The sequence below is a fragment of the Actinomadura rugatobispora genome (genome assembly GCF_055379765.1).
In genome coordinates, this window is the sequence record NZ_AP029191.1 from 5513796 (window position 1) to 5535818 (window position 22023).

The 22023-nt window shown below is 75.5% G+C and carries 19 protein-coding genes; 9 read left to right on the top strand and 10 right to left on the bottom strand.

All coding sequences use genetic code 11. From position 1 onward, the window contains the following. Positions 1 to 5 precede the first annotated feature (5 nt). The 5 genes from ACZ466_RS24560 to ACZ466_RS24580 form a co-directional block, all read right to left on the bottom strand. Positions 6 to 1070: a hypothetical protein gene (locus ACZ466_RS24560; protein ID WP_378284074.1), complete on the bottom strand. Its 1065-nt coding sequence runs from the start codon at positions 1068 to 1070 to the stop codon at positions 6 to 8. A 3-nt stretch (positions 1071 to 1073) separates the two neighbouring features. Further along, a complete protein-coding gene (locus ACZ466_RS24565; RefSeq protein WP_378284075.1) occupies positions 1074 to 1598 on the bottom strand; it encodes a SigE family RNA polymerase sigma factor in 525 nt (174 codons plus the stop codon). 86 nt (positions 1599 to 1684) lie between these two features. Further along, entirely contained in the window at positions 1685 to 3454 is a 1770-nt protein-coding gene (locus ACZ466_RS24570; RefSeq protein ID WP_378284076.1) for a hypothetical protein, read from the bottom strand. Next, positions 3451 to 4221: a dolichyl-phosphate beta-glucosyltransferase gene (locus ACZ466_RS24575; protein WP_378284078.1), complete on the bottom strand. Its 771-nt coding sequence runs from the start codon at positions 4219 to 4221 to the stop codon at positions 3451 to 3453. Before ACZ466_RS24575 ends, ACZ466_RS24570 begins: the two co-directional genes overlap by 4 nt. Positions 4222 to 4390: 169 nt before the next feature. Next, positions 4391 to 5260, bottom strand: coding sequence for a glycerophosphodiester phosphodiesterase (locus tag ACZ466_RS24580; protein WP_378284079.1), 870 nt, complete (start codon positions 5258 to 5260; stop codon positions 4391 to 4393). A 220-nt stretch (positions 5261 to 5480) separates the two neighbouring features. Here ACZ466_RS24580 and ACZ466_RS24585 point away from each other — a divergent pair, with 220 nt between their 5' ends. Continuing rightward, entirely contained in the window at positions 5481 to 6176 is a 696-nt protein-coding gene (locus ACZ466_RS24585; protein WP_378284080.1) for a DUF4389 domain-containing protein, read from the top strand. A gap of 3 nt (positions 6177 to 6179) precedes the next feature. On the opposite strand, the gene ACZ466_RS24590 is transcribed toward ACZ466_RS24585, so the two are convergent. Beyond that, positions 6180 to 6983, bottom strand: coding sequence for a class I SAM-dependent methyltransferase (locus ACZ466_RS24590; protein WP_378284081.1), 804 nt, complete (start codon positions 6981 to 6983; stop codon positions 6180 to 6182). Between the two features lie 44 nt (positions 6984 to 7027). Between ACZ466_RS24590 and ACZ466_RS24595 the strand changes: the two genes are divergently transcribed. From ACZ466_RS24595 to ACZ466_RS24605, 3 genes are all read left to right on the top strand, one after another. Continuing rightward, positions 7028 to 7621 carry a TetR/AcrR family transcriptional regulator gene (locus tag ACZ466_RS24595; protein ID WP_378284082.1) on the top strand — a complete coding sequence of 198 codons (594 nt, stop codon included), beginning with the start codon at positions 7028 to 7030 and terminating at the stop codon, positions 7619 to 7621. A 14-nt stretch (positions 7622 to 7635) separates the two neighbouring features. After that, positions 7636 to 8508, top strand: a complete 873-nt coding sequence (locus ACZ466_RS24600) for an ADP-ribosylglycohydrolase family protein (protein ID WP_378284083.1) — start codon at positions 7636 to 7638, stop codon at positions 8506 to 8508. Between the two features lie 103 nt (positions 8509 to 8611). Beyond that, positions 8612 to 9241 (top strand): DJ-1/PfpI family protein, encoded by a 630-nt coding sequence (locus tag ACZ466_RS24605; protein WP_378284084.1) that lies wholly within the window; start codon positions 8612 to 8614, stop codon positions 9239 to 9241. Here the strand turns inward: ACZ466_RS24605 and ACZ466_RS24610 are convergent. Further along, complete coding sequence (locus ACZ466_RS24610; RefSeq protein ID WP_378284085.1) at positions 9225 to 11537, bottom strand: hypothetical protein; 2313 nt, start codon at positions 11535 to 11537, stop codon at positions 9225 to 9227. The two genes, ACZ466_RS24605 and ACZ466_RS24610, sit on opposite strands and share 17 nt — an antisense overlap. A 144-nt stretch (positions 11538 to 11681) precedes the next feature. Here ACZ466_RS24610 and ACZ466_RS24615 point away from each other — a divergent pair, with 144 nt between their 5' ends. Beyond that, positions 11682 to 11903, top strand: a complete 222-nt coding sequence (locus ACZ466_RS24615; RefSeq protein ID WP_378284086.1) for a hypothetical protein — start codon at positions 11682 to 11684, stop codon at positions 11901 to 11903. A 4-nt stretch (positions 11904 to 11907) separates the two neighbouring features. On the opposite strand, the gene ACZ466_RS24620 is transcribed toward ACZ466_RS24615, so the two are convergent. Genes ACZ466_RS24620 through ACZ466_RS24630 form a run of 3 tightly spaced genes read right to left on the bottom strand, consistent with a single transcriptional unit; the run spans position 11908 to position 18802 of the window. Further along, positions 11908 to 14502 carry an NACHT domain-containing protein gene (locus tag ACZ466_RS24620; RefSeq protein WP_378284087.1) on the bottom strand — a complete coding sequence of 865 codons (2595 nt, stop codon included), beginning with the start codon at positions 14500 to 14502 and terminating at the stop codon, positions 11908 to 11910. Next, on the bottom strand, positions 14499 to 15155 hold the full coding sequence (locus ACZ466_RS24625; RefSeq protein ID WP_378284088.1) for a hypothetical protein: 657 nt from the start codon (positions 15153 to 15155) through the stop codon (positions 14499 to 14501). Before ACZ466_RS24625 ends, ACZ466_RS24620 begins: the two co-directional genes overlap by 4 nt. A gap of 35 nt (positions 15156 to 15190) precedes the next feature. Continuing rightward, the gene (locus tag ACZ466_RS24630) at positions 15191 to 18802 is read right to left on the bottom strand and encodes an NACHT and WD repeat domain-containing protein (protein ID WP_378284089.1); all 3612 of its coding nucleotides are present in this window, start codon (positions 18800 to 18802) and stop codon (positions 15191 to 15193) included. A gap of 151 nt (positions 18803 to 18953) precedes the next feature. On the opposite strand from ACZ466_RS24630, the gene ACZ466_RS24635 reads away from it, so the two are divergent. The 4 genes from ACZ466_RS24635 to ACZ466_RS24650 all read left to right on the top strand — a co-directional run bounded on the left by ACZ466_RS24635 (position 18954) and on the right by ACZ466_RS24650 (position 21999). Continuing rightward, on the top strand, positions 18954 to 20195 hold the full coding sequence (locus ACZ466_RS24635; RefSeq protein ID WP_464043954.1) for an ATP-binding protein: 1242 nt from the start codon (positions 18954 to 18956) through the stop codon (positions 20193 to 20195). A 179-nt stretch (positions 20196 to 20374) separates the two neighbouring features. Then, entirely contained in the window at positions 20375 to 20767 is a 393-nt protein-coding gene (locus tag ACZ466_RS24640; protein ID WP_378281679.1) for a roadblock/LC7 domain-containing protein, read from the top strand. Next, positions 20757 to 21473, top strand: coding sequence for a hypothetical protein (locus ACZ466_RS24645; protein WP_378281678.1), 717 nt, complete (start codon positions 20757 to 20759; stop codon positions 21471 to 21473). The genes ACZ466_RS24640 and ACZ466_RS24645 overlap by 11 nt, the downstream gene beginning before the upstream one ends. Positions 21474 to 21510: 37 nt before the next feature. Further along, a complete protein-coding gene (locus ACZ466_RS24650) occupies positions 21511 to 21999 on the top strand; it encodes a roadblock/LC7 domain-containing protein (RefSeq protein ID WP_378281677.1) in 489 nt (162 codons plus the stop codon). Positions 22000 to 22023 lie beyond the last annotated feature (24 nt).

Below are 22023 nucleotides of genomic sequence, written 5' to 3' on the forward strand. Positions count from 1 at the left end.
CGGCGTCAGGGACGGGGGCTCGCGGAGGGTGCCGGCGGCGACCAGGCGACCCCGGGCACCGGCGCCACGGCGGCGGCCAGGTCGCGCAGCCACCGGCTCCCGCCGGAGGCGGCGAGCGTGGCCTCATCGGCGGCCTCGGCGAAGAGCGCCGTGTCCGCGCCTTCCCGGACGGTGACCCTGGTGCTGGTCACGGCCGCGGGACGGCCTCCCACCGTCGTGCCGGTCCGCAGATCCGGGTCCGGCCGCTCGACCCCGATCGCGATCCACCCGGGTTCGGGGGCTCCGATCCGGGCCGGCGGGTCCTGCGGCCCGTATCGGAGCGCCACCCGCGGGCGGGTGCCGGGGGTGGGCGCCGAGGAGACGGTGCCGATCAGCCGGTTCCGTTCGCCCAGCATCGACGCGGGCGCGGTGACGGGCGCCCTGACCACGGCGCGCCCGTCCGGCAGCACGCTCTGCGCGACGCGGTGCGCCACCGTGCGGTCGGCGCCGTCGCCGCGCACCGACGCGAACGCCCACGCGCCGGGCGCCCACTCCCACGCCACCTCGACCGCGCCCGGACGGGTCACGGGACGGTCCGGCCAGAACGCCCGGCGGCCGTTGACGTCCGGCGCCCTGGTCCCGGACGGGACCCAGGGGCGCCCGTCGCGGCCGGCCAGCCGGTCCCGCGGGAACATCGTGACCAGCCCGTCGGCGCGGCGCGGGCCGTCCCGGTCGGCGAGCCGCAGGTGGGCGCGCTGCCGGTAGCGGCCCGTCTCGTAGTCATCGGGTGTGAAGCCCCCGGCCGACCCGACCCGGAAGTGCTGGCGGGTGAGGTCGAACTGGCTGGGCGGTGCGACCGGGCGCACGTCGTCGGGCGGCATCGTCCGCCCCAGCAGCGTGGAGGCGACGGCGACCGCGGCCACCGCGGCCACGAGGGTGCCGGCGCCCGCGATGCGGCGGTTGCGCGACCGGCGGCGGCCGGCCCGCACGGCCGCCGCGATGTCGACGCGGGTCGCGGCGTCCGGTCCGGTGTCCCGGAGGGGCGCGAGCAGCCGCCGCGCGTCCACTTCTTCGCGTTCTTCGCGGTCCACGGTTCACTCCCCCCTGAGGATGGCCGGCATGTGCTCGCCCAGCAGGCCGCGCAGCGTGGCCAGGCCCCGCGAGGTCTGGCTCTTGACGTTGCCGGTGGAGCACTGGAGGATCTCGGCGGTTTCGGCGACCGACAGGTCGCACAGGAACCGCAGCACCAGGACGGCCCGCTGCTTGGGAGGAAGCCGCGCGAGCGCGGTGTGCAGCACGGTGCGCGTCTCCACGTCCGGGCCCGGGGGCGCGGGCGCTTGCGCGGGCGTGTCCCTGGGCGCCCCTGACAGCCTCACCCGGGACCACCAGCCAAGCTGCTGGTCGTTCAGGAAGCACCGGACGAGCATTTTCTCAACGTAGCGGTCCAGATCGTTCGCCTGCTGTGCGCGCCGCCAATGGGTGTAGAGGCGGGTGAGGGTCATCTGGACCACGTCATCGGCCCGGTGGGCGTCCTTGCAGAGGTAGTGCGCGATCCGCCGGAGACGGGGCAGGGACACGGTCACGTACGCGACGAAGTCCTCTTCCTCCGCTGCCTTCATCGGCCGCCTTCCCGGTGCCCCGATCTCTTTTACGGGACGGGGGCGGGGCCGTGAAGGGGGTACCGCCGTATCCGCCATCCGCGTCCTCACCCGCTGCCCTTCCGCTCGGGCGGCCGTCCCGTGATGGGCCGCACGTCCCACGCCCGGACGCCGCCGACATCCCGGCCCGGGCCCAGCAGCCCCTCGACCGTGGTGCGCAGCGCCTCCCGCCGGGGATGCGGCCCGAGCACGACCGCGTCCGCCCGCCAGAACCGCAGGTCCGCGCGGGCCGTGGCTCGCTCGGCCGCGGTGAGCGCCGGGACGCGGCCCGAGTCCGCCACCTCGCGCAGCAGGGACGAGGTCGGCCGCGGAACCGCGCCGTAGACGCCCGTGCGGTCGGGACCGTACGGGCCGACGAAGTAGCCCTCCACGATCGGGAACCCCAGCCCCGCGTCCACCTGCCAGCGCAGCGCGGCGGCGTTCGCCGCGTCCGGCGGCGGCACCACGAGCACCGAGCCGCCGCCCCCTCCCACGTACGCCCGCCAGTGGCCCTCGGTGAAGAACGCCGGCGTCGCGGGACGGTCCTCGGCGAGCAGCGGCCGCGGGGCGATGGGCAGCAGCGCCTGGACGAGCACGATCCCCCAGACCATCCGCAGCGGCGCCGCCCGCCACGGCGCCGCCCGCCACGGCGCCGCCCTCGCCACCCCCGCCACCTGGTCCGTGGCGGTGGCGATCAGGATCGCCATGGCGGGCACGCAGATCATGGCCATCCGCGACTCCAGCACCGACTCGTACAGCGGGAGCCTGGACAGCAGCAGCCACGGCCCGGCGATCCCGGTCCCCTCGCCGCGCACGATGATCTCCGGCCCGAGCGAGAGCACGGCGGACACCAGGGCGACCACGCCGAGCGCGAGCGCGGCCGGCTGCCGGCGCATCCAGATCACCAGCACGACGACCAGCACGAGCAGCGGCCAGCCGAAGAAGGCGTTCTGCTCGGTGGTGCTCGCGGCGACCGGGCCCACCGTGCTCGGGCCGCCCAGGGACCGTTCGGCGAGCGCGGGCAACGCCATCAGGTCGTTGCCGGACGGCCCGTGCAGCAGGCTCCGGTAGCTCTGCGGCCCGGTGAACTGCTGGAGCAGCGGGTGGATCGTCAGCGCCAGCGACAGCGCGGCGGCGACGCCGAGCCCGGTCAGCAGCGGGCGGGCCGCGGCGCGGAGGGCCTCCGGCCGGGCCGCCGCGTACGCGAGCCCGAAGACCAGCAGCCCGGTCGCGGCCAGCAGCAGCGCCTCCTCGCCGAGGAAGACCTGGTAGGTGACGAGCAGCCCGAGGAGCACCCCGTCCCGGACCGGGCGTTCCCCGCGCCACAGCGCGAGGAGCCGGTCGACGATCAGCGGGATGACGGCCAGCACGACGAAGTTGGGGTGCGCGTTCGCGTGCGAGACGACCGCCGGGGCGAAGGCGCACAGCCCGCCGCCGATCGCGGCGGCCGGGCGGGAGCGGCCCAGCCGGCGGTGGAGCAGCCGGTACCAGGCGAACCCGGTCGAGGCGAGCCCGCCGGTCAGGACGACCGCCCAGGTCGCGCTCGGCCCGAACGCCAGGGTCACCGGGGCGAGCGGGATCGACACGCCCAGCATCACCGTGTTGGCCATGAGGTTGACGCCGAGCGGGGCGTTCTGCAGGTGGGTGAAGAGGGGGTCGTCCAGGTGGACGACCGCCCGTGCCGTCACGGCGAAGAACCACTCCCACTGGTGCTGGTCCTGCCCGCCGTTGACGAGGTAGCGGCGGCCCGGTGCGGCCCACAGCCGCGCGTACACCAGGACGGACGCCAGCAGGAACGCCCCGGCGACCGCCGGTTCGGAGACGCGCGCCCTGCTCATCGGCCCCGCCCCCGCCGCGCGGTGCGCCGGACCCGGATCAGCTCGGCCGCCACCCTGGGGTAGGCGCCCGGCCGCAGCCTGGAGCCGGGCCGGTGCGTCCAGCGGACCGGCACCTCCTCGATCGTCCAGCCGGACCGGGCGAACAGGGAGAGGATCTCGATGTCGAAGCCCCAGCCGTCGATCGTGGCGAGACCGAAGGCCCGGCGGGCCTTGGCGCCGTCGAAGAGCTTGAAGCCGCACTGGGTGTCGGCGATGCCCGGCGTGGCCAGCGCCCGGATCAGCCGGTTGCCCGCCCGGCCGAGCACCCGGCGCGGCACGCTCCGCTCCACCGGGACGCCGGCCGCCCGGTGCGCCCGCGACCCGATCGCCGCGTCGGCGCCCGCGGCGAGCGCCGCCCGCAGCCGCTCCAGCTCCTTGATGGGGGTGGCGAGGTCGGCGTCGGAGAACAGCACCTGCCGTCCGCGCGAGGCGAGCACCCCGGTCCGGACGGCATGGCCCTTGCCGCGGTTGGCGCCCGACCGGATGAGGCGGACCCGGTGGTCCGCGCGGCGCGCGGCGCGGACCAGGGCGGCCGTCGCGTCGGTCGACCCGTCGTCGACGACGACGAGCTCCCAGCTGATCGGCGACGCGCGCAGGTACCGCCCGATCCTGTCGAGCGTCGGGCCCAGCCGCCGCTCCTCGTTGTAGGCCGGGATCACCACGGCCAGCTCGGGCTCGCCGCGGGAGGCGGGACCGTGCGCGTTCGCCGGGGGCGCTGAGTCGCTCACATGGAGGGGACAGGGCCGGGCCGCCCGGAGGTTGCATCCCGCGCGCGACGAGTTCCGCCGCCGAACGCCGGTGGCCCCGGGCGGACGTCCGCCCGGGGCCACCGGTCGTGTGCGGCACGAGCGCGTCGCGGGGCACGCGGCCGGGTCGTCGCCGCGTGCCTTCGCGGGCTCAGCCGCGCTGGAGGATGTCGCGCAGCACCTGCGGGTAGTTGGTGATGACGCCGTCGACCTTCCAGCCGATCGCCCGGCGCATGTCCTGCCCGGCGTTGACGGTCCACACGTGGATCTCCAGGCCCCGAGCGTGCACCTGGTCCACGGTGGCCTGGTCGATCGGGCCGAGCGCCGGGTTGACCTGCTGCGCCCACGTCGCGGCGGCCGCGATGTCGGCCTCGGTCGGCTTGTTGCTGAACAGCAGCCCGACCGGCACGTCCGGGGCGAGGTCCTTGTAGGCGCGCAGCCACGGGTGGTTGAACGACTGGACGACGACCCGGCCCGACCTGAGCGCGTGGTCGAACACCGGCAGCGAACGCAGCTCCTTGTCCAGGTCGGTCTCGATGCCGGGGTAGAGCTCGGGCGCCTTCGGCTCGAGGAGCATCCCGGCCTGCCGCCCGACGGCGTTCACCCACTCGGCGAGGGTGGGCACCCGCTCGCCCTTGAACTCGGACGCGAACCACGCGCCCGCGTCCAGCCGCTTGATCTCGGCGAGGGTGAAGTCGCGGACGTTCCAGGGGGCGCGGTCGGGGAAGACCTGCTCGACGTCGGTGGTGCGGGCGAGCGTGGTGTCGTGCATGATCACCAGCTCGCCGTCCTTGGTGCGCTGGATGTCGTTCTCCACGACGTCCGACCTGTGCGCGATGGCCAGCTTGACGGCGGCGAGGGTGTTCTCCGGAGCGGCGCCGGACGAGCCGCGGTGGGCGATCACGTCGACCGCGGGCCGGGGGCCGGGGGCGGCGGAGGCGGCGGGGGCGGCCAGCGTGAAGGCGGCCAGCGGCACGATCGTGGCGAGCACGGCGCCGAGAGCGCGCGCGGTGCGAGGCATGGGGGGTTCCCTCTCGACAGCGGACGGCCGCGATCGGCCGCCGGACGATCACCGACCCTGGCCTGCGGAGGCGAATGGGCGGTGACACCCGTCCCAACCTGGCATGACGCTTCGGACCTCCGCAGGCCGATGGGATTACGTGGTCGATCAGGGGGAAATACGCCAACCGCGGCCTCGACCTCCCGGGGGCCCGGAGCCGGCTGCCGCGAGGGAGGACGAGATGGACGGAAGGCCACTGCCGGTGCGTGTCGACGCCCGGCTCGAAGAACCGCTGTCACGCTGGCTGTGGCTGGTGAAATGGCTCCTGCTGATCCCGCACTACATCGTGCTGTTCTTCCTGTGGATCGCGGTCTGGGTCGTCACGGTGATCAGCTTCTTCGCCATCCTCATCACCGGCCGCTACCCGCGCGGCATGTTCGACTTCACGCTGGGGGTGCTGCGCTGGTCGTGGCGCGTCGGCGTCTACGGCTACAGCGCGCTGGCCACCGACCGCTACCCGCCCTTCACGCTGGGGGACGTCGAGGACTATCCCGCCCGCCTGCGGATCGAGTACCCGGAGCGGCTGTCGCGGGGGCTCGTCCTGGTCAAGTGGTGGCTGCTGGCCATCCCGCACTACCTCGTGCTGGCGGTCTTCACCGGCGCGTCCACGAGCGGCACCGGGAACGACGACTCCATGTACCTGTGGGCGGCGTGGATCCCCGGCCTGATCAACCTGCTCCTGCTGTTCGCGGTCATCGCGCTGCTGTTCACGGCGCGCTATCCGCACGGGCTGTTCGAGTTCGTCCTGGGCATGGACCGGTGGGGCCTGCGGGTCGCGGCGTACGCCCTGCTGATGACCGACCGCTACCCGCCGTTCCGGCTGGACATGGGCGGCCCCGAACCGGCCCCGCGCGACGGCGTCCCCGTGATGCCCTGACCGTCAGCCGGAGGCGACGGCGGCGACCGCCACCGTGGCGTAGGGCATCGTGAACCTGCCGCCGATCGCGTCGATGGCCTCCCCGACGCCCTCCAGCACCTGCGCCAGCTGCTCCTGCGGCAGTCGTGTGAAGGCGCCGGACGTCGGCAGCTGGTCGAGCCATTCGTCCCGCGTGTAGGTCCGCTCCCAGTCGAACCGCCACTGCTCGGGGTCGCCGAACCCGCCCGCCTCCCGGATCCCGCCGGCGGCCATGTCCATCATCTGCTGGTAGGAGTCCCGGGTCTGCCGCGCCGCCCGGAAGTCGAACGGCGAGTCGGGCACCGCCCGCTCGTAGGCGGCGGCGAAGCCCTCGGCCACGGCGTCGGGAAGGTCGAACGCGTGCCAGAACGCCGCCAGCAGGCCGCCGGGCCGCAGCACCCGCGCCGCCTTGGCCGCGCCCGCGACCGGGTCGACCCAGTGCCAGGCCGTCGCGGCGACGGCCGCGTCGAACTCCCGGCCCGCCGGGTCCCAGTCCTCGAACGTCGCCACCTCGACCTCGACCCCGCCGCGGCGGGCGTACTCGGCCATCCGCGCGTCGGGTTCGACTCCGAGCACGGCGCAGCCGGCCGCCCGGAGCTGCCGGGCCGCGATGCCGGTGCCGCAGCCGACGTCGAGGACGGCGCGTCCGGGTGCGGCGGCGGCGATCCGCTCCACCAGGGCGTCGGGGTAGGGGGGCCGGGTCCGGTCGTAGCGTTCGGCGTCCACCCCGAAGGACTCCGCGACCTGCCGGTGCCGATGGGGTTCGGGTCTGGAAGGTAGAGTGGGCATGCGCCCACTCTAGTGGGCACATGCCCACTCGTAAAGGAGAGCCGGTGCCGACAGGGGTGCACATCCGCGACGTCCGCGCGCACTTGTTCGCCGCGGCCGAACGCGTCCTGCTCCGGGACGGCCCGAGCGCGCTGACCAGCCGCGCGGTCACCACCGAGGCGGGCGTCGCCAAGGGCGTCCTGCACCGCCACTTCGCCGACTTCGACGACTTCCTCGCCGAACTCGTGGAGGACCGCATCGCCCGCGTCGACGCCCAGGCCGCCGACCTGCGCGACTCCGCCGGGACCGGCACCGTCGCCGGCAACCTCACCGCCGCGCTGACCGGCCTCTTCGGGCCGGTCGCCGTGGCGATCGTCCCCCTCATCACCTTCCGCGACGGCCTGCGCGCCCGGCTGCGCCGGACCCGCCCGACCGGCGTCCCGCTCCTCGCGGAGGCCACGGCCATGCTCGCCGCCTACCTCGCCGCGGAACGCGACCTGGGCCGCGTCGCGCCCGGCGCCGACATCGACATCCTCGCCCCGACCCTGATCGGCGCCGCGCACCTGCTGTTCGCCGACCGCACCGGCCCGCCGCCGGAGCCCGATACCGTCCACACGATGGTGACCACCACCATCGCCGCCGTCCTCCGGACCCCCTGAGAGGGGACACCCTCATGAACGACGATCAGCGCGTCGCGCGCATGCACGCCTCCCTGGCGGGACTGTCGGTCGGCGACGCCTTCGGCGACCAGTTCTTCCTGCACGCCAACCGCCACCTGACCGCCGCGGACCTCCCGCCGCCGCCGTGGGAGTGGAGCGACGACACCGAGATGGCCTGCTCGGTCGTCGACTGCCTGCACGGCCACGGGCGCATCGTCCAGGACGCCCTGGCCACCGCGTTCGCCACCCGCATGGACACGGGCCGCCGCTACGGCGCGGGAGCCCTGGAACTCCTGGAAGGCGTCCGCGACGGGCGGCCCTGGCGGGTCGTGTCGGCCGAGTCGTTCGGCGGCAACGGCTCCTACGGCAACGGCGCCGCCATGCGCGCCGCTCCGCTGGGCGCCTACTTCGGCGGTGACCCGGCACGCGCCGCCGCCGAAGCCGCCCTGCAGGCCGAGATCACCCACGCCCACGAGGAGGGGATCGCGGGCGCGGTCGCCGTCGCCGTCGCGGCCTCCGTCGCCGCCGACGGCACCGAGGCGCTGCTGGAGGCGGCGCTCGACCACACCCGCGGCACCTATGTGCGGCGGGGCCTCCGGCGAGCCCTCGGCCTCCGGAAGGCGACACCGGAGGAGGCGGCGCAGGTCCTGGGCAACGGGTCCCGGATCACCGCCCAGGACACCGTGCCGTTCGCCCTCTGGGCCGCCGCCCGGCACCTGGACGACTACCCGGCCGGGATGCGCGCCTGCGTCACGGTCGGCGGCGACATGGACACCACCGCCGCGATCGCCGGCGGCGTCATCGCGGCCGGAACCGGGGACGCCTGCATTCCGCCCGAATGGCTCGGCTTCCGCGAGCCCCTCCCCGCATGGCTGGACCGCCGCTGACGGCGTGCAATGTCAGGTCTGTGTCATTGACCCCATGGCTCGGCGCTGACCAGCATGAAGCCGCGCCTTCCGCCGCCACCGCAACCCCCTTGGAGCGCTCAACATGCAGGTCGCGATCCCCCTCTATCCCCGGTTCACCGCGCTGGACGCCGTCGGCCCGTACACGGTGATGGCCTTCACGCCCGGCTGGACGGTCACCTTCGTCGGCGCCGAGACCGGACCCGTCCTGGACGACAAGGGCGGGCTCTCCCTCGTCGCCGCCGCCACCTACGCCGATCTGCCGCGCCCGGACGTGATCGTCGTCCCCGGTGGTCCGGGCACCCTCCAGGCCGTGTTCGACGAACCCCTCCTGAACTGGGTCCGCGAGGCGCACGAGCACACGCGGTGGACGACCTCGGTCTGCTCGGGCTCGTTCGTGCTCGGCGCCGCCGGACTCCTGAAGGGGCGCGACGCCACCACGCACTGGGGATGGCTGGAGCAGTTGTCCGGGGTGGGCGCCCGTCCCGTCGGCGAACGCGTCGTCACCGACGGCAGGATCGTGACGGCCGCCGGGGTCTCCGCGGGCATCGACATGGCCCTGAGCCTCGTCGGCGAGGCGGCCGGCGAGACGACGGCGCAGACGGTGCAACTGGCCATCGAGTACGCCCCGGAGCCCCCGTTCCAGGCGGGCACTCCCAAGACGGCACCGCCCGAACTCGCCGAACCGGCCCTGGGCCTCATCGACTTCGAATAGCGATGTCGGTCTCGTCGCCGAGGAACACGGCCGCGCCCAGGGCGACCTCGGAGCCGTAGCGCTGCTCCAGGAGGATGCGGAGCAGGGCCAGCAGTTCGGCCACGTCGCCCGCGTATCTTCCGGAGGCGAGGAGCGTGTCGAGCCGTGCCAGGTCGTCCGGGACGGCGTCGCCGAGCGGCCGGTCGAGCATCCGCCCGGCGGAATCGCGGTAGGTCCCGTGCACCTCGACGTACTCCTCCTCGGACGGGTGCGCGCGGTGCTGGACGGCGAAGTGGCCGCCCCGCGGCGCGGCCCAGACCGAGTGCGGTTTCGCGGGGAACCCGGGCGGCGGCCCTGTCTTCTCCAGAGTGCTCAGGTCGAGGAAGTGGGTGCCCTGGCCGGCCCAGACGCGGCCCTGCCCGGGCAGTACGGCCAAGCCTTCGCCGTACCGGCCGTGCTTGACGGTTCGCTCCGGACGCAGCGTGCCGTCCGCGAGCCGCCAACCGGTGACCGAGCCGTCCGTGTCCACCGTGACCAGCCGGGACGGTGACGCGAAGGCCACCTGCACGGCCCGTCCGGGAGCCGCGCTCCCGCGCGCGATCACCGTTCCGGCCGCCGCGTCCAGCACCGCCGGTTCCGTGCCCCCGAGCGCGATCATTCCGGTCGACCACTCCACCACGACCGCGAACGGCGCCACCGACGCCAACCCCAGGTCGGTGAAGCGGACGGTGCGGCGGGGCGCCTGGTACGGCGGCGCGAGAAGGTGGAGGCGGTCCGGGCCCACCGCGACCAGGCCGCCGTCCGGCGCCGCGGCCAGCCCCTGGATCGTGTCGCCGAAGAGGATCGTGCGTTCGCCGCCGCCGCCGCCGTACCGGACCGGCTTCCCGATGACGCGGCCCGTCAGGGACTCGGTGGAGCCCTCGATCACGATCACGGCGTCGCCGGTGTGCACCGGCGTGCCCCGGCCGTCGAAGGGGTCCACCTGGTGGCGGGCGATGACCTCCCGCTCGGGCAGGGCGTACTCGACGATCACGGCGGCGTCCTCGGCCCGGCCCGCGGCGGCCAGGCGCGTCCCGTCCGGAGACAGGGCGCAGGCCGACACCCGGAGCCCGGACTCGGGCAGGACGGGACCGCGCACGTCGAGGGAGGCGAGCGCGGCGGCGACGCGGTCCGGCGGCATGCTGCGCAGCCGCGCGAACTCCTCCGGCGGGAGGCCGGGCGGGCACCACCCGCCGACCGGCCGCAGTGCGTTGAGCGCCTCGGCGAGCGGGAGATCGCGGGCGAGCCGCCACAACTCGGGCCACGCCTGCTCGGCGGCCAGCCGGTCGGCCAGGAAGCCGCGCTCCCGGACGCTCATCGCCCGCGCCGGGGCGGTGCCGATCAGGACGCGTACCAGGTCGAGCTCGCCCGCCGCCGCGACCGCCGAGCGCACCCGGGCGCGCAGCCCGGCCGAGGCGCCCGCGTAGGCGGCGGCCAGGAGCGTCCCGTCCGGGTCGTGCGCCCGGTACTCCCCGTACCGCTTGACGATCAAGAGGAACGCCGCCCGGACGACCGGATCGGCCGGGACGAGCCCGCGCTCCACGCAGATGCGGACGGCGATCTGCCGCACATGCTCGGGGGTGCCGTCGGCGAGCACGCCCTGGCACAGCTCTTCCGGCGGAGCCGTCCCGAGCGCGAGCCGGCTGAGGCGCCACGCCGGGACGCCGCCGCTCCGGGGCGCGGCCTGGCCGCGGTCACGGAGGAACGCCCACAGCCTCGGGGACGGTGCGCGGATCCAGGACGACCACGCCCAGGCCACCGTGAGGTCGTCGAGGGGATGGGGGTTGCGCAGCAGCGCGTCCAGCAGCGTCTTGTGCTCGGGCCCCGGGGACTTCTCGACCTCCAGCCAGAGGGCGCCCAGCGCGGGTTCGACGGCGTCCGCGCATGCCCGCCGCGCCCCCTCGCACACCTCCTCGTCGGCGTCGGCGAGCAGCGCGGGCACGGCGGGCCCGGCCTCGGCGTCCCAGCGGGCGAGGAGGCGGCCGTGCAGGGCGGCGGTCGTCCAGCGCGCGCCGCCCCCGGCGGCGATCAGGCCGTGCTCCCGGACGACGGCGCGGAGGCCGGGATCGCGGTCGCGCGCCCACGCCCGCGCGATCCAATCCCGCGACCAGGCGCGCAGCGGGTGGTCGAGATGCCTTTCCGCGGTGGCCAGCTCGACCACCAGGGCGCGTGCGGGGCCGCCCGCGCCGGCCCGGCGTTCCAGCGCGGCCAGGTGCGGCCCGCCCTCGTCCGCCGCCCGCCGGACCAGCCGTGCGGCCGCCCACCGTCCCGGCCTCATCGGCGGCCTCCTCGGATGCCCGGTGAATGCCCGGTCGCGTGCCTGGTCCCGTCGCGTTCGCCGATCGAGACTGTGCGGACGCAGGGGTGCACGGCGATCCATTATCCAAGGCCGTGCGCGCCGTTCGCGAGAGGAGGAACGAGAATGCGGATCGTTCGCGTCATGTCGACCGCCGTGCTGGGGGCCCTTTCCCTGACGCTGGTCGGGGGCGTCGCCGTCGCCGCCGAGGACAACCACTGGAGGGCCGGAACCGGGAACGCCGCGGTCGCGGCTCCCTTGGACCGCGAGTACGGCATCCCGCTGGACCGTGAGTACGGAGCCCCGCTGGACCGCGAGTACGGGACCGACGGGACCCGGGTGACCTGACCCGTCAGCGGCCGTCCACCGCGGTGCTCCCGGACGGGGTCAGATGGTCCTGGAGCTCGCGGTGCCGGAACTGGTACGTGGCGCCGTTGACGCGGAGCAGGCGCGCCTCGCAGGCCCAGTCGAGGAACGTCCACAGCCGCAGTGGGAGCAGCCCGCGGGCGGCCGCGACGGCCAGGCCGATCATCGCGCGAGACCACGCGACCGCCCCGAACGCGAGACCGAAGGCCACGCCGCCGACCAGCGCGCACGCCAGCGACGTGACGGCGTCCTGGTTCAGGACGAACACCAGGAATGCGGCGACGCCGCCGGTGAGGCCGAAGGCCACCCCGATCGCCGGGTTGCGGCGGAGGGCCTCCCGCGGGTGCGCCAGCTCCGCGTCCATGCTCCACCCGCCCGTGGCGACCTTGAAGACGGTCCCGAGCGCGAAGGCCAGGACGAACGCGCCCGCGGCCCCCGCGGCCAGCGGGACGGGACCCGCCCCGGCGAGCCGCAGCGGCGGCAGCCCGGTGATCGCGCCGCACAGCCCGAAGCCCAGCAGGGTGACGGGCTCGGCACGGATCGCCCCGGACATGGTCATGCGCTCGGCGCCGCGCCGCCCGGCCGCGGTCAGCCCGATGACCGCTCCGAGCACCAGGCCCCCGGCCGCCCCCGCGGCGACCGCGAACCCGGGCCCGAAGACCCTGCCGCCGGTCAGCGCCAGCCCGGCCAGGCCGCCGAGCGCCCCGGCCGGGGCGCCCGCCAGGCCGCCGAGCAGGCCGCCGACCACGCGCCGCCTGCGCGGGACGCCGCTCCGCCCGCCGGCCGCGGACGGCCACGGCGACAGCGACAGGCCCGTGGCGATGCCCACCCAGCCCGCCATGAGCGCCACGGTGAGGCCGCCTTCCGGGGTGAGCCCGTCGCGCAGCCCGCCCGGATCGTCGACCGCCGAGCCCTTCCAGAACGCCAGCATGGCGATGACCGCGAACACCGCGCAGCACGCGCAGTGCAGCACCCGGACCAGGCGCCGCCCGCCGATCGGCCACACCAGGTGCGGGACGATGTCGATCGCCGTCAGACCGGGCGGCGGACGTCCGGTCGCGGCGGCGTGCGCGGCCTGCCACCGCAGATGCTCGGCCAGCGCCACCAGCCACGCCCGCACCTGCCCGGGGTCGTAGGGGGTGCCGTGCGCGGTGCGGGGGGCGAGCTCCGTCGCGGCCGGGACGTAGGTGTCCAGCAGCCTCCGGGCGATCCGGGCCGCCGCCGCGCGGGGATCGTCGTCCGGGTCGGCGCCGAGCAGCTCGGCGGGGTCCGCGCCCGACTCCACCGCGGTCACGGTCAGCAGCAGCCGCCACGGCGTGGCCAGGGCGGCGTGGACGGCCGCGCCCGACGGCCCGGACAGGGCCGCGAGCACCGCGTCCCGGTGCGCGCCGCACGGATGCCCGTCCGGCCAACGGGCGTGCAGGTAGGTGCCGATCTGGTCGAGGGTCATCTCGCGCAGGTGGATCCGGGTGGCGCCGTCCAGCCCGGCGCGGGCCGCGCGCAGCTCGGCGTGGCGGTCGGCCCGGCAGGTCACCACGACCGCCCCCGGCCGCCGCCCGGACGGGTCGCTGTACCGGTTGAGCTCGGCCAGCAGCCCGATCGCCCGGCGGGGCGGGCCCGTGGACGGCTCGGGGTCCAGTTCGTCCAGGCCGTCCAGGACCGGCAGCACCCGGCGGTCCCGCACCAGCCGCAGCGCGTCGGCGGACGCGAGACCGAAGTCCTGGACGAGCTGTTCGGCCAGCCACGGTTCGAACCGGCTCCCCAGCGTCCAGCGGGCCGCGTTCAGGCGTACCGGCACCGGCTCGTGGTGATCGGGGGGCCGTCCGCCAGGGGTCAGGAAGGGGTCGAGCAGTTGGAGCACCAGCTCGATCGCGAGGACCGTTTTGCCCGCTCCCGCCTCGCCCACGACCAGCAGGCGCCGCGGGCTCAGGTCGCCGAAGAACCGGCCGATCGAGTACAGGTCGTCTCCGGGGGCGGCGCCCTCGCCCTTGCCGTCGCCGGTGTCGGGCCCGTAGGAGACGGGGGCGAGGCTGTACCCGCCGAGCAGGCCCTTGCGCGCCCGGTCCTCCTCCCCGGCCACGCGCCGGACGAGCAGCTCGACCGCGTGGTCGTGCGCGTGGTCATGGTCGAGGGCCGCCTGCCCGTCCTCCGCGGGCGCCTCCACCACCTCCACTGCCACGTCCACCGCGGAAGACGGCCCCGCCGCGGCCGCGGCCGTCATCGCCGGGGACGGCCGTCCTCCCGACACGGCCAGCGCCTCCCGCGCCGCCCGCCAGCGTTCGAGCTCACCGGGGATCAGCCCGGCCGGATGGTCGCCGTAGCGCAGGCACGCGGTGACGAACGCCTTCACGAAATCCCAGCGCGGCAGGCTGTCCGGCCGCCGGAGCACGTTCGAGACCGTGCTCTTGGGCAGCGCGTCGACCGTGGCGCCGTCCGCGGTCACCGTCTGGCCGCCGAGGGACCGCAGCCTGCTCAGGGACGGCTCGCCCGCCCACTGCCTGAGCCGTACCAGCGACGCGACGAACTCCGCCGCGCTGCCGGCCCCCGTGGGATCGGGCGGGGAGGGACGGTCCGGAGTCATCGGTCCCCCCTTCTCACCAGCGACCACTCCAGCGTCGCCCGGCCGCGCCTGGGCCACCGGCCGCCGTCCCGGAACGTGCCCTCGATCGTCTGGACATGGCGTGATTCCATCAGGAAGTTGCGCGCCTCGTCGGCCTCGACCAGATCCCGGCCGACCGCGATGGGAACGAACCCGTGCCGCGGGATGTAGACCCATCGGCCGCGATCCCAGTCATACGGGTCCAGCCAGTGGTGGCGGACCGTGCCGGACACCCGCACCTCCGCCCCGGACCGGGTCAGGACGAACGATCCCTGCGAGCGCAGCAGGCTCATCCTGCTGACGTAGAACAGCTCCGTCCCGATGAACGCGTTGATCCGGGCGTCCCAGTGGTCGCCGAGCCAGGTCGACGCGCCGTCCCGCAACCGGCCGGCCTCCCGCGCTAGCTGCCGCTCGAACCTGCGCCGGTTCTTGGCCTCGGCCTTCCTGATCACCCGGAACGAGCGCAGCCAGCGCGTCGGCAGCGTCCGCGACTCCCCGGCGCCGTCCAGGAAGTGCTCCAGGAAGCCGGACGCCATCGGGTGGACGTCCCGGCCGCCGTCGACGATCGACCGGAAGGTCGCGGACAGCTCCGGGACGGGCCTGCCCGTCCGCCGCCGGAAACCTCGCAGGAACATCCCTCGCCAGCCCGTCCGTCGGTTCGTCCGTCCGGTCACGTGCACGTCCGCCGGAATCTCTCGCCCGGTACATAGTGCTCCCATTCGGCCCGGGTGAACGAGCGGCCCGCGTTGGCGCAGGTGGTGGCGGCGGGGTCGGCGGGCACGGCGACGTTCCACAGCCGCGCCGTGCGGTCGTTGCCGACGGTGGCGAGGGTGGTCCCGTCCGGGGCGTAGGCGATCGCGGCCACCGTTCCGGCGTGGCCGGTCAGCGGCGGCCCGATCTGGCGGCGGGTCGCCAGGTCCCACAGCCGGACGGTGCGGTCCGCCGAGCCGGTGGCGAGGGTGCGGCCGTCCGGGCTGAACGCGATGGCGGCGACGGCGTCGGTGTGGCCGGTCAGGGCGGCCCCGACGGGGCGGCGCCGCGCCACGTCCCACAGCTGCACGCCACCGTTCGCGGCGGTCGCCGCCAGCGTCCTTCCGTCGGGGCTGAACGCCAGGTCTTGGGCGATGCCGTCGGTGGTGCCGGTCAGCGGTGCCCCGATCTGGCGGCGCGCGGCCACGTCGAAGAACCGCAGGGCGCGGTCGCCGCCCACGGCGGCGAGGGTGGCGCCGTCGGGGCTGAACGCCATCGCCCGGAGGGAGGCGTCGCCGGGGACGGTGATGCGGGGGCCGTGCTCGCGGCGGCCCGCGACGTCCCAGAACCCGATGGAGTGGTCCTTCCCCCCGGTGGCGAGGAACCGGCCGTCGGGGCTGAACTCCACCGGCGGGGCGTCCCTGTCGGTGGCGAGGGGCGGGCCGATCTGGCGCTGGGCGGCGGTGTCCCACACCCGGACGTTGCCGCGGGCGCTCGCCGTGGCGAGGGTCCGCCCGTCCGGGCCGAACCGGACCTTGTAGAGGATGTCGTCGCCCGGGGCGCGGATGTCCCCGGGGCGCAGGGCGGGCCCGATCCGGCGCTGGGTGGCGACGTCCCAGAGCCCGGCCGCACGGTCGGCGCCCTCCGACCCCGGCTCCGCCCGAGGGCCGGGGGCGGCCAGCGTCCTCCCGTCCGGGCTGAAGCGGACATCGCTCAGCGCGGGCATCGCGGTACCGGCCTGCCGGTGGGACACCGGGTCCCACAGCCACACCGCGCCGTCCTCCCCGGCCGCCGCGAGGAGCCGCCCGTCCGGGCTGAACGCCGCCTTCTGGACGGGCTGCCGCTTGTCGGCGAGCGGCGGGCCCACCGGCCGGCGGGCGGCGGTGTCCCACAACCGGGTGAAACCGGTGGCCCCGGCGGTCACGAGCCGCTGACCGTCGGGCGAGAAGGCGACGCCCTGGAAACCGCGGAAATGCCCCTGGCCGTCCGGGTCCCGCAGCGGGCCGCCGATCTGGTCCCGCGTGGCGAGGTTCCACAACCGGACGGTCCCGTCCGTGCTCGCGGTCGCGAGGGTCGTCCCGTCCGGGGCGACGGAGAGGTCTTCGACGTCGGCGGTGTGCCCGGTGAGGGCGCCGCCGACCTGGCGGCGGGTGGCGATGTCCCAGAGCCGCGCGGCGTCGTCGTTCCCGGCGGTGACCAGGCGTTTCCCGTCGGGGGTGAAGGCGACCGCGTTGACGGCCCGGTCACCGGTCCGGGTGTCGGGGCGGCCCAGGGCGGCGCCGCTCCTGCGCCGCGCGGCCACGTCCCAGAGCTGGGTGGTGCCCTCGTAGCCCGAGGTCGCCAGCGTCCTGCCGTCCGGGCTGAACGCCATCGCCTGCACGGAACCGATCGGGTCCGCGGGGCTACCGGGGTCCAGCGCGCCGCCCAGCGGCCGGCGGGTGGCCACGTCCCAGAACCGGACGCTCCGGAAGCACGCCGTGGCCAGCACCTTCCCATCGGGGCTGAAGGCCATGTCGAACCCCGCGGAGCAGGACGACAGCACCCCCTGCGCGGCGGCGATCGGGGCGCCGGACTCCCGGCGGGCCGCGGTGTCCCACAGCCGCACCACGCCGTCGCCGCCTCCGGTGGCGATCAGCGAGCCGTCCGGGCTGAACGCCAGCTCGGTGACGGGGCCGGGCCCGCGGAGAGCGCCCCGGCCGGGCCGCGTCGCCACGTCCAGCATCCGGTGGCGCGCCTCCGGCGTGGGCGCGACCCGCCACGCGGCCACGGCCAGCAGCGCGGAGACCGTCGGGTCGCCGGCCACCTCGCTCTGCGCCGCCAGCTGCCGCGAGACCGCGAGATCGCGCTGCCGCCCCGCGTCACCCGCCGCGTCGACGGCGGCGCCGGCCGCGACCAGGGCGACCACCGACAGCACCGCCAGGCCGGCCATGACGAGACCGCGGCGGCGCCCCGCCTGCCGGGCCGCCCGCGCCGACGCCGCGACGAACGCCTCCACCGTGGGGCCGGGCGGCGGGAAGCTGTCGGGATCGCGCTCCCAGCGGGGCCGGCTGTCCTGCACCGCCAGCAACCGGGCGCCGCGGTAGAGGAACGCGGCGTCGCGGTGGTGCTCGGCCCACTGCGCGGCGTCCTCGATCAGCCGGTCGTACACCCCGTGCGCGGTCAGATCGGGCTCCAGCCACTGCCGGAGGGCCGGCCAGGCGCCCAGCAGCGCGTCATGGGAGATCTCGACGGCGTCCTCGTGCAGGGTGAGCAGCCGCTGCTCCGCGAACGCCGACAGCAGCGCCTCGACCCGGGCCCGGTCCTCCGCCGAACGCGCCGGCGCGGCGGCGTGCACCTCGGCCCGCGTGGCCCGCCGCCGCGCCACCCGCCCGCCCGCCGTGATCAGCGTCAGCCGCCGGAAGATCCTGAACGCCGTCTTGCGGTCCTCCGCCGGCAGCCGCCCGAGCACCTCGTCGGCCGTGCGCCGCACCGAGTCGCGGACCCGGCCGGACTCCTCGTACCCCCGCACGGTCAGCCGGCCGTCCTCGCGCCGCTCCCAGGTGTTGAGCAGGGCCTGCGACAGCAGCGGCAGCGCCCCGTGCCGGTCGCCGGCGTCCAGTTCGTCCAGGATGGTCTCCACCAGGCCCGGCTCGATCTCCAACCCCGCGGCCGCCGCCGGACCGGTGATGGCCAGCCGCAGATCCGGCTCCGCCATCGGCTCCACGATGACCTGGCCGTCCTGGATGGCCTCGGCGAACTGCGGGTAGGCCGCGCACCGGTCCCAGTAGTCGGCGCGCACACCCATGACCACCGCGGCCGACGCTTCGGCCATCGCGTGCAGCGCCCGCACGAACGCCTGCCGCTCCCGCTCGTCGGTCACCAGCGTGAACAGTTCCTCGAACTGGTCGACCACCAGGACGAGCCGGCCGCCCGGCGGGCGGGCGTGCCGCAGCTCCTCCAGCACGGTTCCGGCATCGCCGCCGAACTCCTGCGCCAAGACCTCGGCCAGGGTGCGCAACGGCTCGGCGGTCGGCGTCATGAGCAGCCGCGGCCAGTCACGCGAACCCTCGACCGGCAGCGTCCCCTGCGCCAGCGCGGGCAGCAGCCCCGCCCGCAGCAGCGACGACTTGCCCACCCCCGAGGCGCCCGACACCAGCAGGATCGATCCACGGCCCTCCAGCCGCGGCGCCAGGCGTCCAACGAGGTTCTGGACGGCCCGCGCACGCCCGAAGAACAGCCCGCTCGTCCCGGCCTCGAACGGCGCGAGGCCCTGGTACGGGCACGCATGCGGCCGGACCCCCGCCGGGGGCCGACGGTGGCCGCCCTCGCCCATGGCGTTCATTCTGGCCAATCGCCGCCGCGCCGATCAATCACGGTCGTCCGATTCCGTCCGCTTCCGTCCCACCGGTGGCCGGAACAGGCAGGACACCGCTTCGATGAACCCGCCGACACCGAGGAACGGATGCCGACCGGCCATGACGACCATGAGCGAATCCCCGCCGGACATCACAGGGCCCCCGCTGGGCGAGCTGCTGCGCGGATGGCGGGAGCGGGCGCTGCTGACCCAGGAGCAGCTGGCCGAACGATCGGGGCTCAACGTCCGGACGGTCCGCCGGCTGGAGAACAACGAGTTCCAGCCTCGCGTCACCTCCATGCTGCTCCTGGCCGAGGCGCTGGCACTGGACGGCGCCCAGCGGGCACTGCTGGCCGCCGTCGCCCACGGCCGCCCGGCGGGACGCGACGAGCCCGCGGTGACCGTCCCGCGGCAGCTCCCCGCCGACATCGCCGCGTTCGTGGGCCGTGAGCGGGAACTCGCGGCCCTGGAAGCCCGCCACGGCACCTACGCCGCGGACGTCTTCGCCATCGACGGCATGCCCGGAGCCGGCAAGACGGCGCTGGCCGTGCGCGCCGCCCACCGGCTCGCCCCCCGGTTCCCCGACGGGCGGCTCTTCATGGACCTGCACGGCCACACGGAGGGAACCGCCCCGGTCGAGCCGGGCGAAGCGCTCGCCCGCATGCTCCGCGCACTCGGCGTCCCAGGCGAGCACATCCCCGGCCACACCGACGACCGCGCCGCGCTGTACCGGGGCGTCCTGGCCGACCGCAGGGTCCTGGTCGTGCTGGACGACGCCACCGACGAGCAGCAGGTCCGCCCGCTGCTGCCCGCCGGGCCGGGCTGCCGCGTGATCGTCACCAGCCGGCGCCGCCTGACCGGCCTGGACGACACCCGCACCCTCTCCCTGGACGTCCTGCCGCCGGCGCAGGCGGTCGCCCTGTTCAGCCGCGCGGCCCGCGTCCCGGACACACCGGCCGTGGCCGAGATCGCGGAGCGATGCGGGCACCTCCCGCTCGCCCTCCGCATCGCCGCCGCCCGCCTCCGGGCGCACCCCAGCTGGAACCCGGCCCACCTCCTGGACCGGCTGAACGACGACCGGCTGGCCGAACTGCGGGCGGGCCGCCACAGCGTCGCCGCCGCTCTAGACCTCTCCTACCAAAGGCTCACCGCCGACCAGAGACATGCCTACCGGTTGCTGGGCTCGCACACCCCCGGCGGCTTCAGCGCCGCCGACGCCGCCGTCCTCCTGGAAACGACCGAGCCGCGCGCGAGACGCCTCCTGGACCACCTCCTGGACGTCCACCTCCTCCAGGAGCCCGCCCCGAGCCGGTACCGCTTCCACCCCCTGATCCGGGCCCACATCACCACCCGGCTCACCGCCCGGGACTGATCATCCGGCCTTTGGCCGGGATACCGAAAGGTATATTTCCGCGGCCGGGGCATAGGGATCTTTCGGCCATTTATCTTCGCGTCCGAAGTGGCCTGAAATTCTCTGATGAATCGGTGGTCGGGCGGTGTCGTCGCGTGTAGCGTCGGGCTTCCGGAAACGCGGCGCATGTGGGGGTGTCCGTGCTCGGTATCGACGCCTGTCTCGGCCAGATCATGGATATTCCCGGCGCCCGCCGGGTGACCCTGGTGGACGGCGCGAGCGGTCTGGCCATCGCCGCCGGCGGTGCGGACGGCCCGCTCGACCAGCACGAAGACGCCGCGGCCAGCACCGACGCGGTGCGCGCGGTGCTGGCCTGCCCGGCGCTGTCGGCCACCCCCGACGGCGACGGCATCGAAGAGATCATCGTGTGCGGGGAACGCGGATATCATCTGCTCACCCTGGTCGGCGCCATATTCGGTGGCGGGGTGTTCCTGCATTTACTGCTCGACCGGGACACCGGTAATCTCGCGCTCGCCCGCCTGCGGGTCCGCGCGGCGATTCAGGAAATGGCGGGATCCGGCCATGACGGGTGACCGGACGGCCCACTCGCCGGTGGCCGCGCTGCGCGAACTGGAAGGGCGGCGCGCGACCGGGGTGCTGCGGGTGCGGGACGAGGGCGCGCTGCACATCGTCGAGGGCTCCGTCGCGTACGCCGAATGCCGGAGCGCGCCGAGCCTTGAGCACCTCCTCGCCGCCGCCCCGGCGCCCGGGGCGCTGGGGGAGGCCGGGATGGAGGCGGTCGCGCGGCTGGCGTTGCACGACGCCGCCTACTTCCTGCTCGGCTCCGAAGACGGGGCCGAGTTCACCGAGGGACCGCCGCACCGGCTCGCGCACCTGTGCCGCATCGCCCCGGACGAACTGGTCGCCGAGCGCGCCAGGCGGGCGGCCCGTCTGGACGAGGCGCTGCCCTCGGCGGCGCGCGACCACGCACCGGTCGTCCCGGTGCGGAGGGTCGGCCGCCAGCGGGTGGTGCTGACCGCTGTCGAGGCGGAGATCCTGCTCAACGCCGACGGCCGCCGCGCGCCCGCCGACCTGGCCCGCGACCTCGGCCGGTCCGCGTTCGACTGCCTGCTCGCGGTGCGCCGGCTGGCCGCCGCCGGGATGCTGCGCCCGCCGCAGGACGCCCCCGTCCCGGACCTGCCCGTCCGGCGGCGCGGCGAGACGGAGGCCCCGGAGTGGGAGCCGGTCGGGCACGAGGTGCTGCTCCGGCTCCGGTCGGGGCTGGAGGGGCTCGCCTGACGTGCTGAAACGGCGTATGGGACGGCTGATCGAAAGGATGACGAACGTGGCGGTCCACGAGCGCATGGACGATGTCGCACGGCCCGCGTCCGACCCGGCCCTGCTGGCCGAGCTGACCGCGCTGCGCGGCCGCGTCGCCCGGCTCACCGGCAGCGTGATCGCCTCGTCCGACGGCCTGCTCATCGCGCACGACCTCCCGGACGGCATCGAACCGTCCGGGATGGCCGCGCTGACCGCCGCGGAGCTGGCGCTCTCGCACCGGATGGCGTCCACGGCCCACGGGGGCGGGTTCCACGAGGTCGTCCTGCGCGGCACCAACGGCTACGTGGTGATCTACTCCGCCGGCTGGAGCGCCTCGCTCACCGTGCTGTCGGCCCCGGACGTCAACGTGGGCCGCCTGCATCTGGAGTCCCGCCCGGCGGCGCGCGCCATCGCCGACCTGCTGGCGGCCGCGCCGGACCGGCCCCGCCGCACCGCCGAACCGTCGCGGAAGGGAGGCCGCAGCACCGCACCGCGCCGCCCGTGAAACCGACCAGTGAAGGGGAACAGC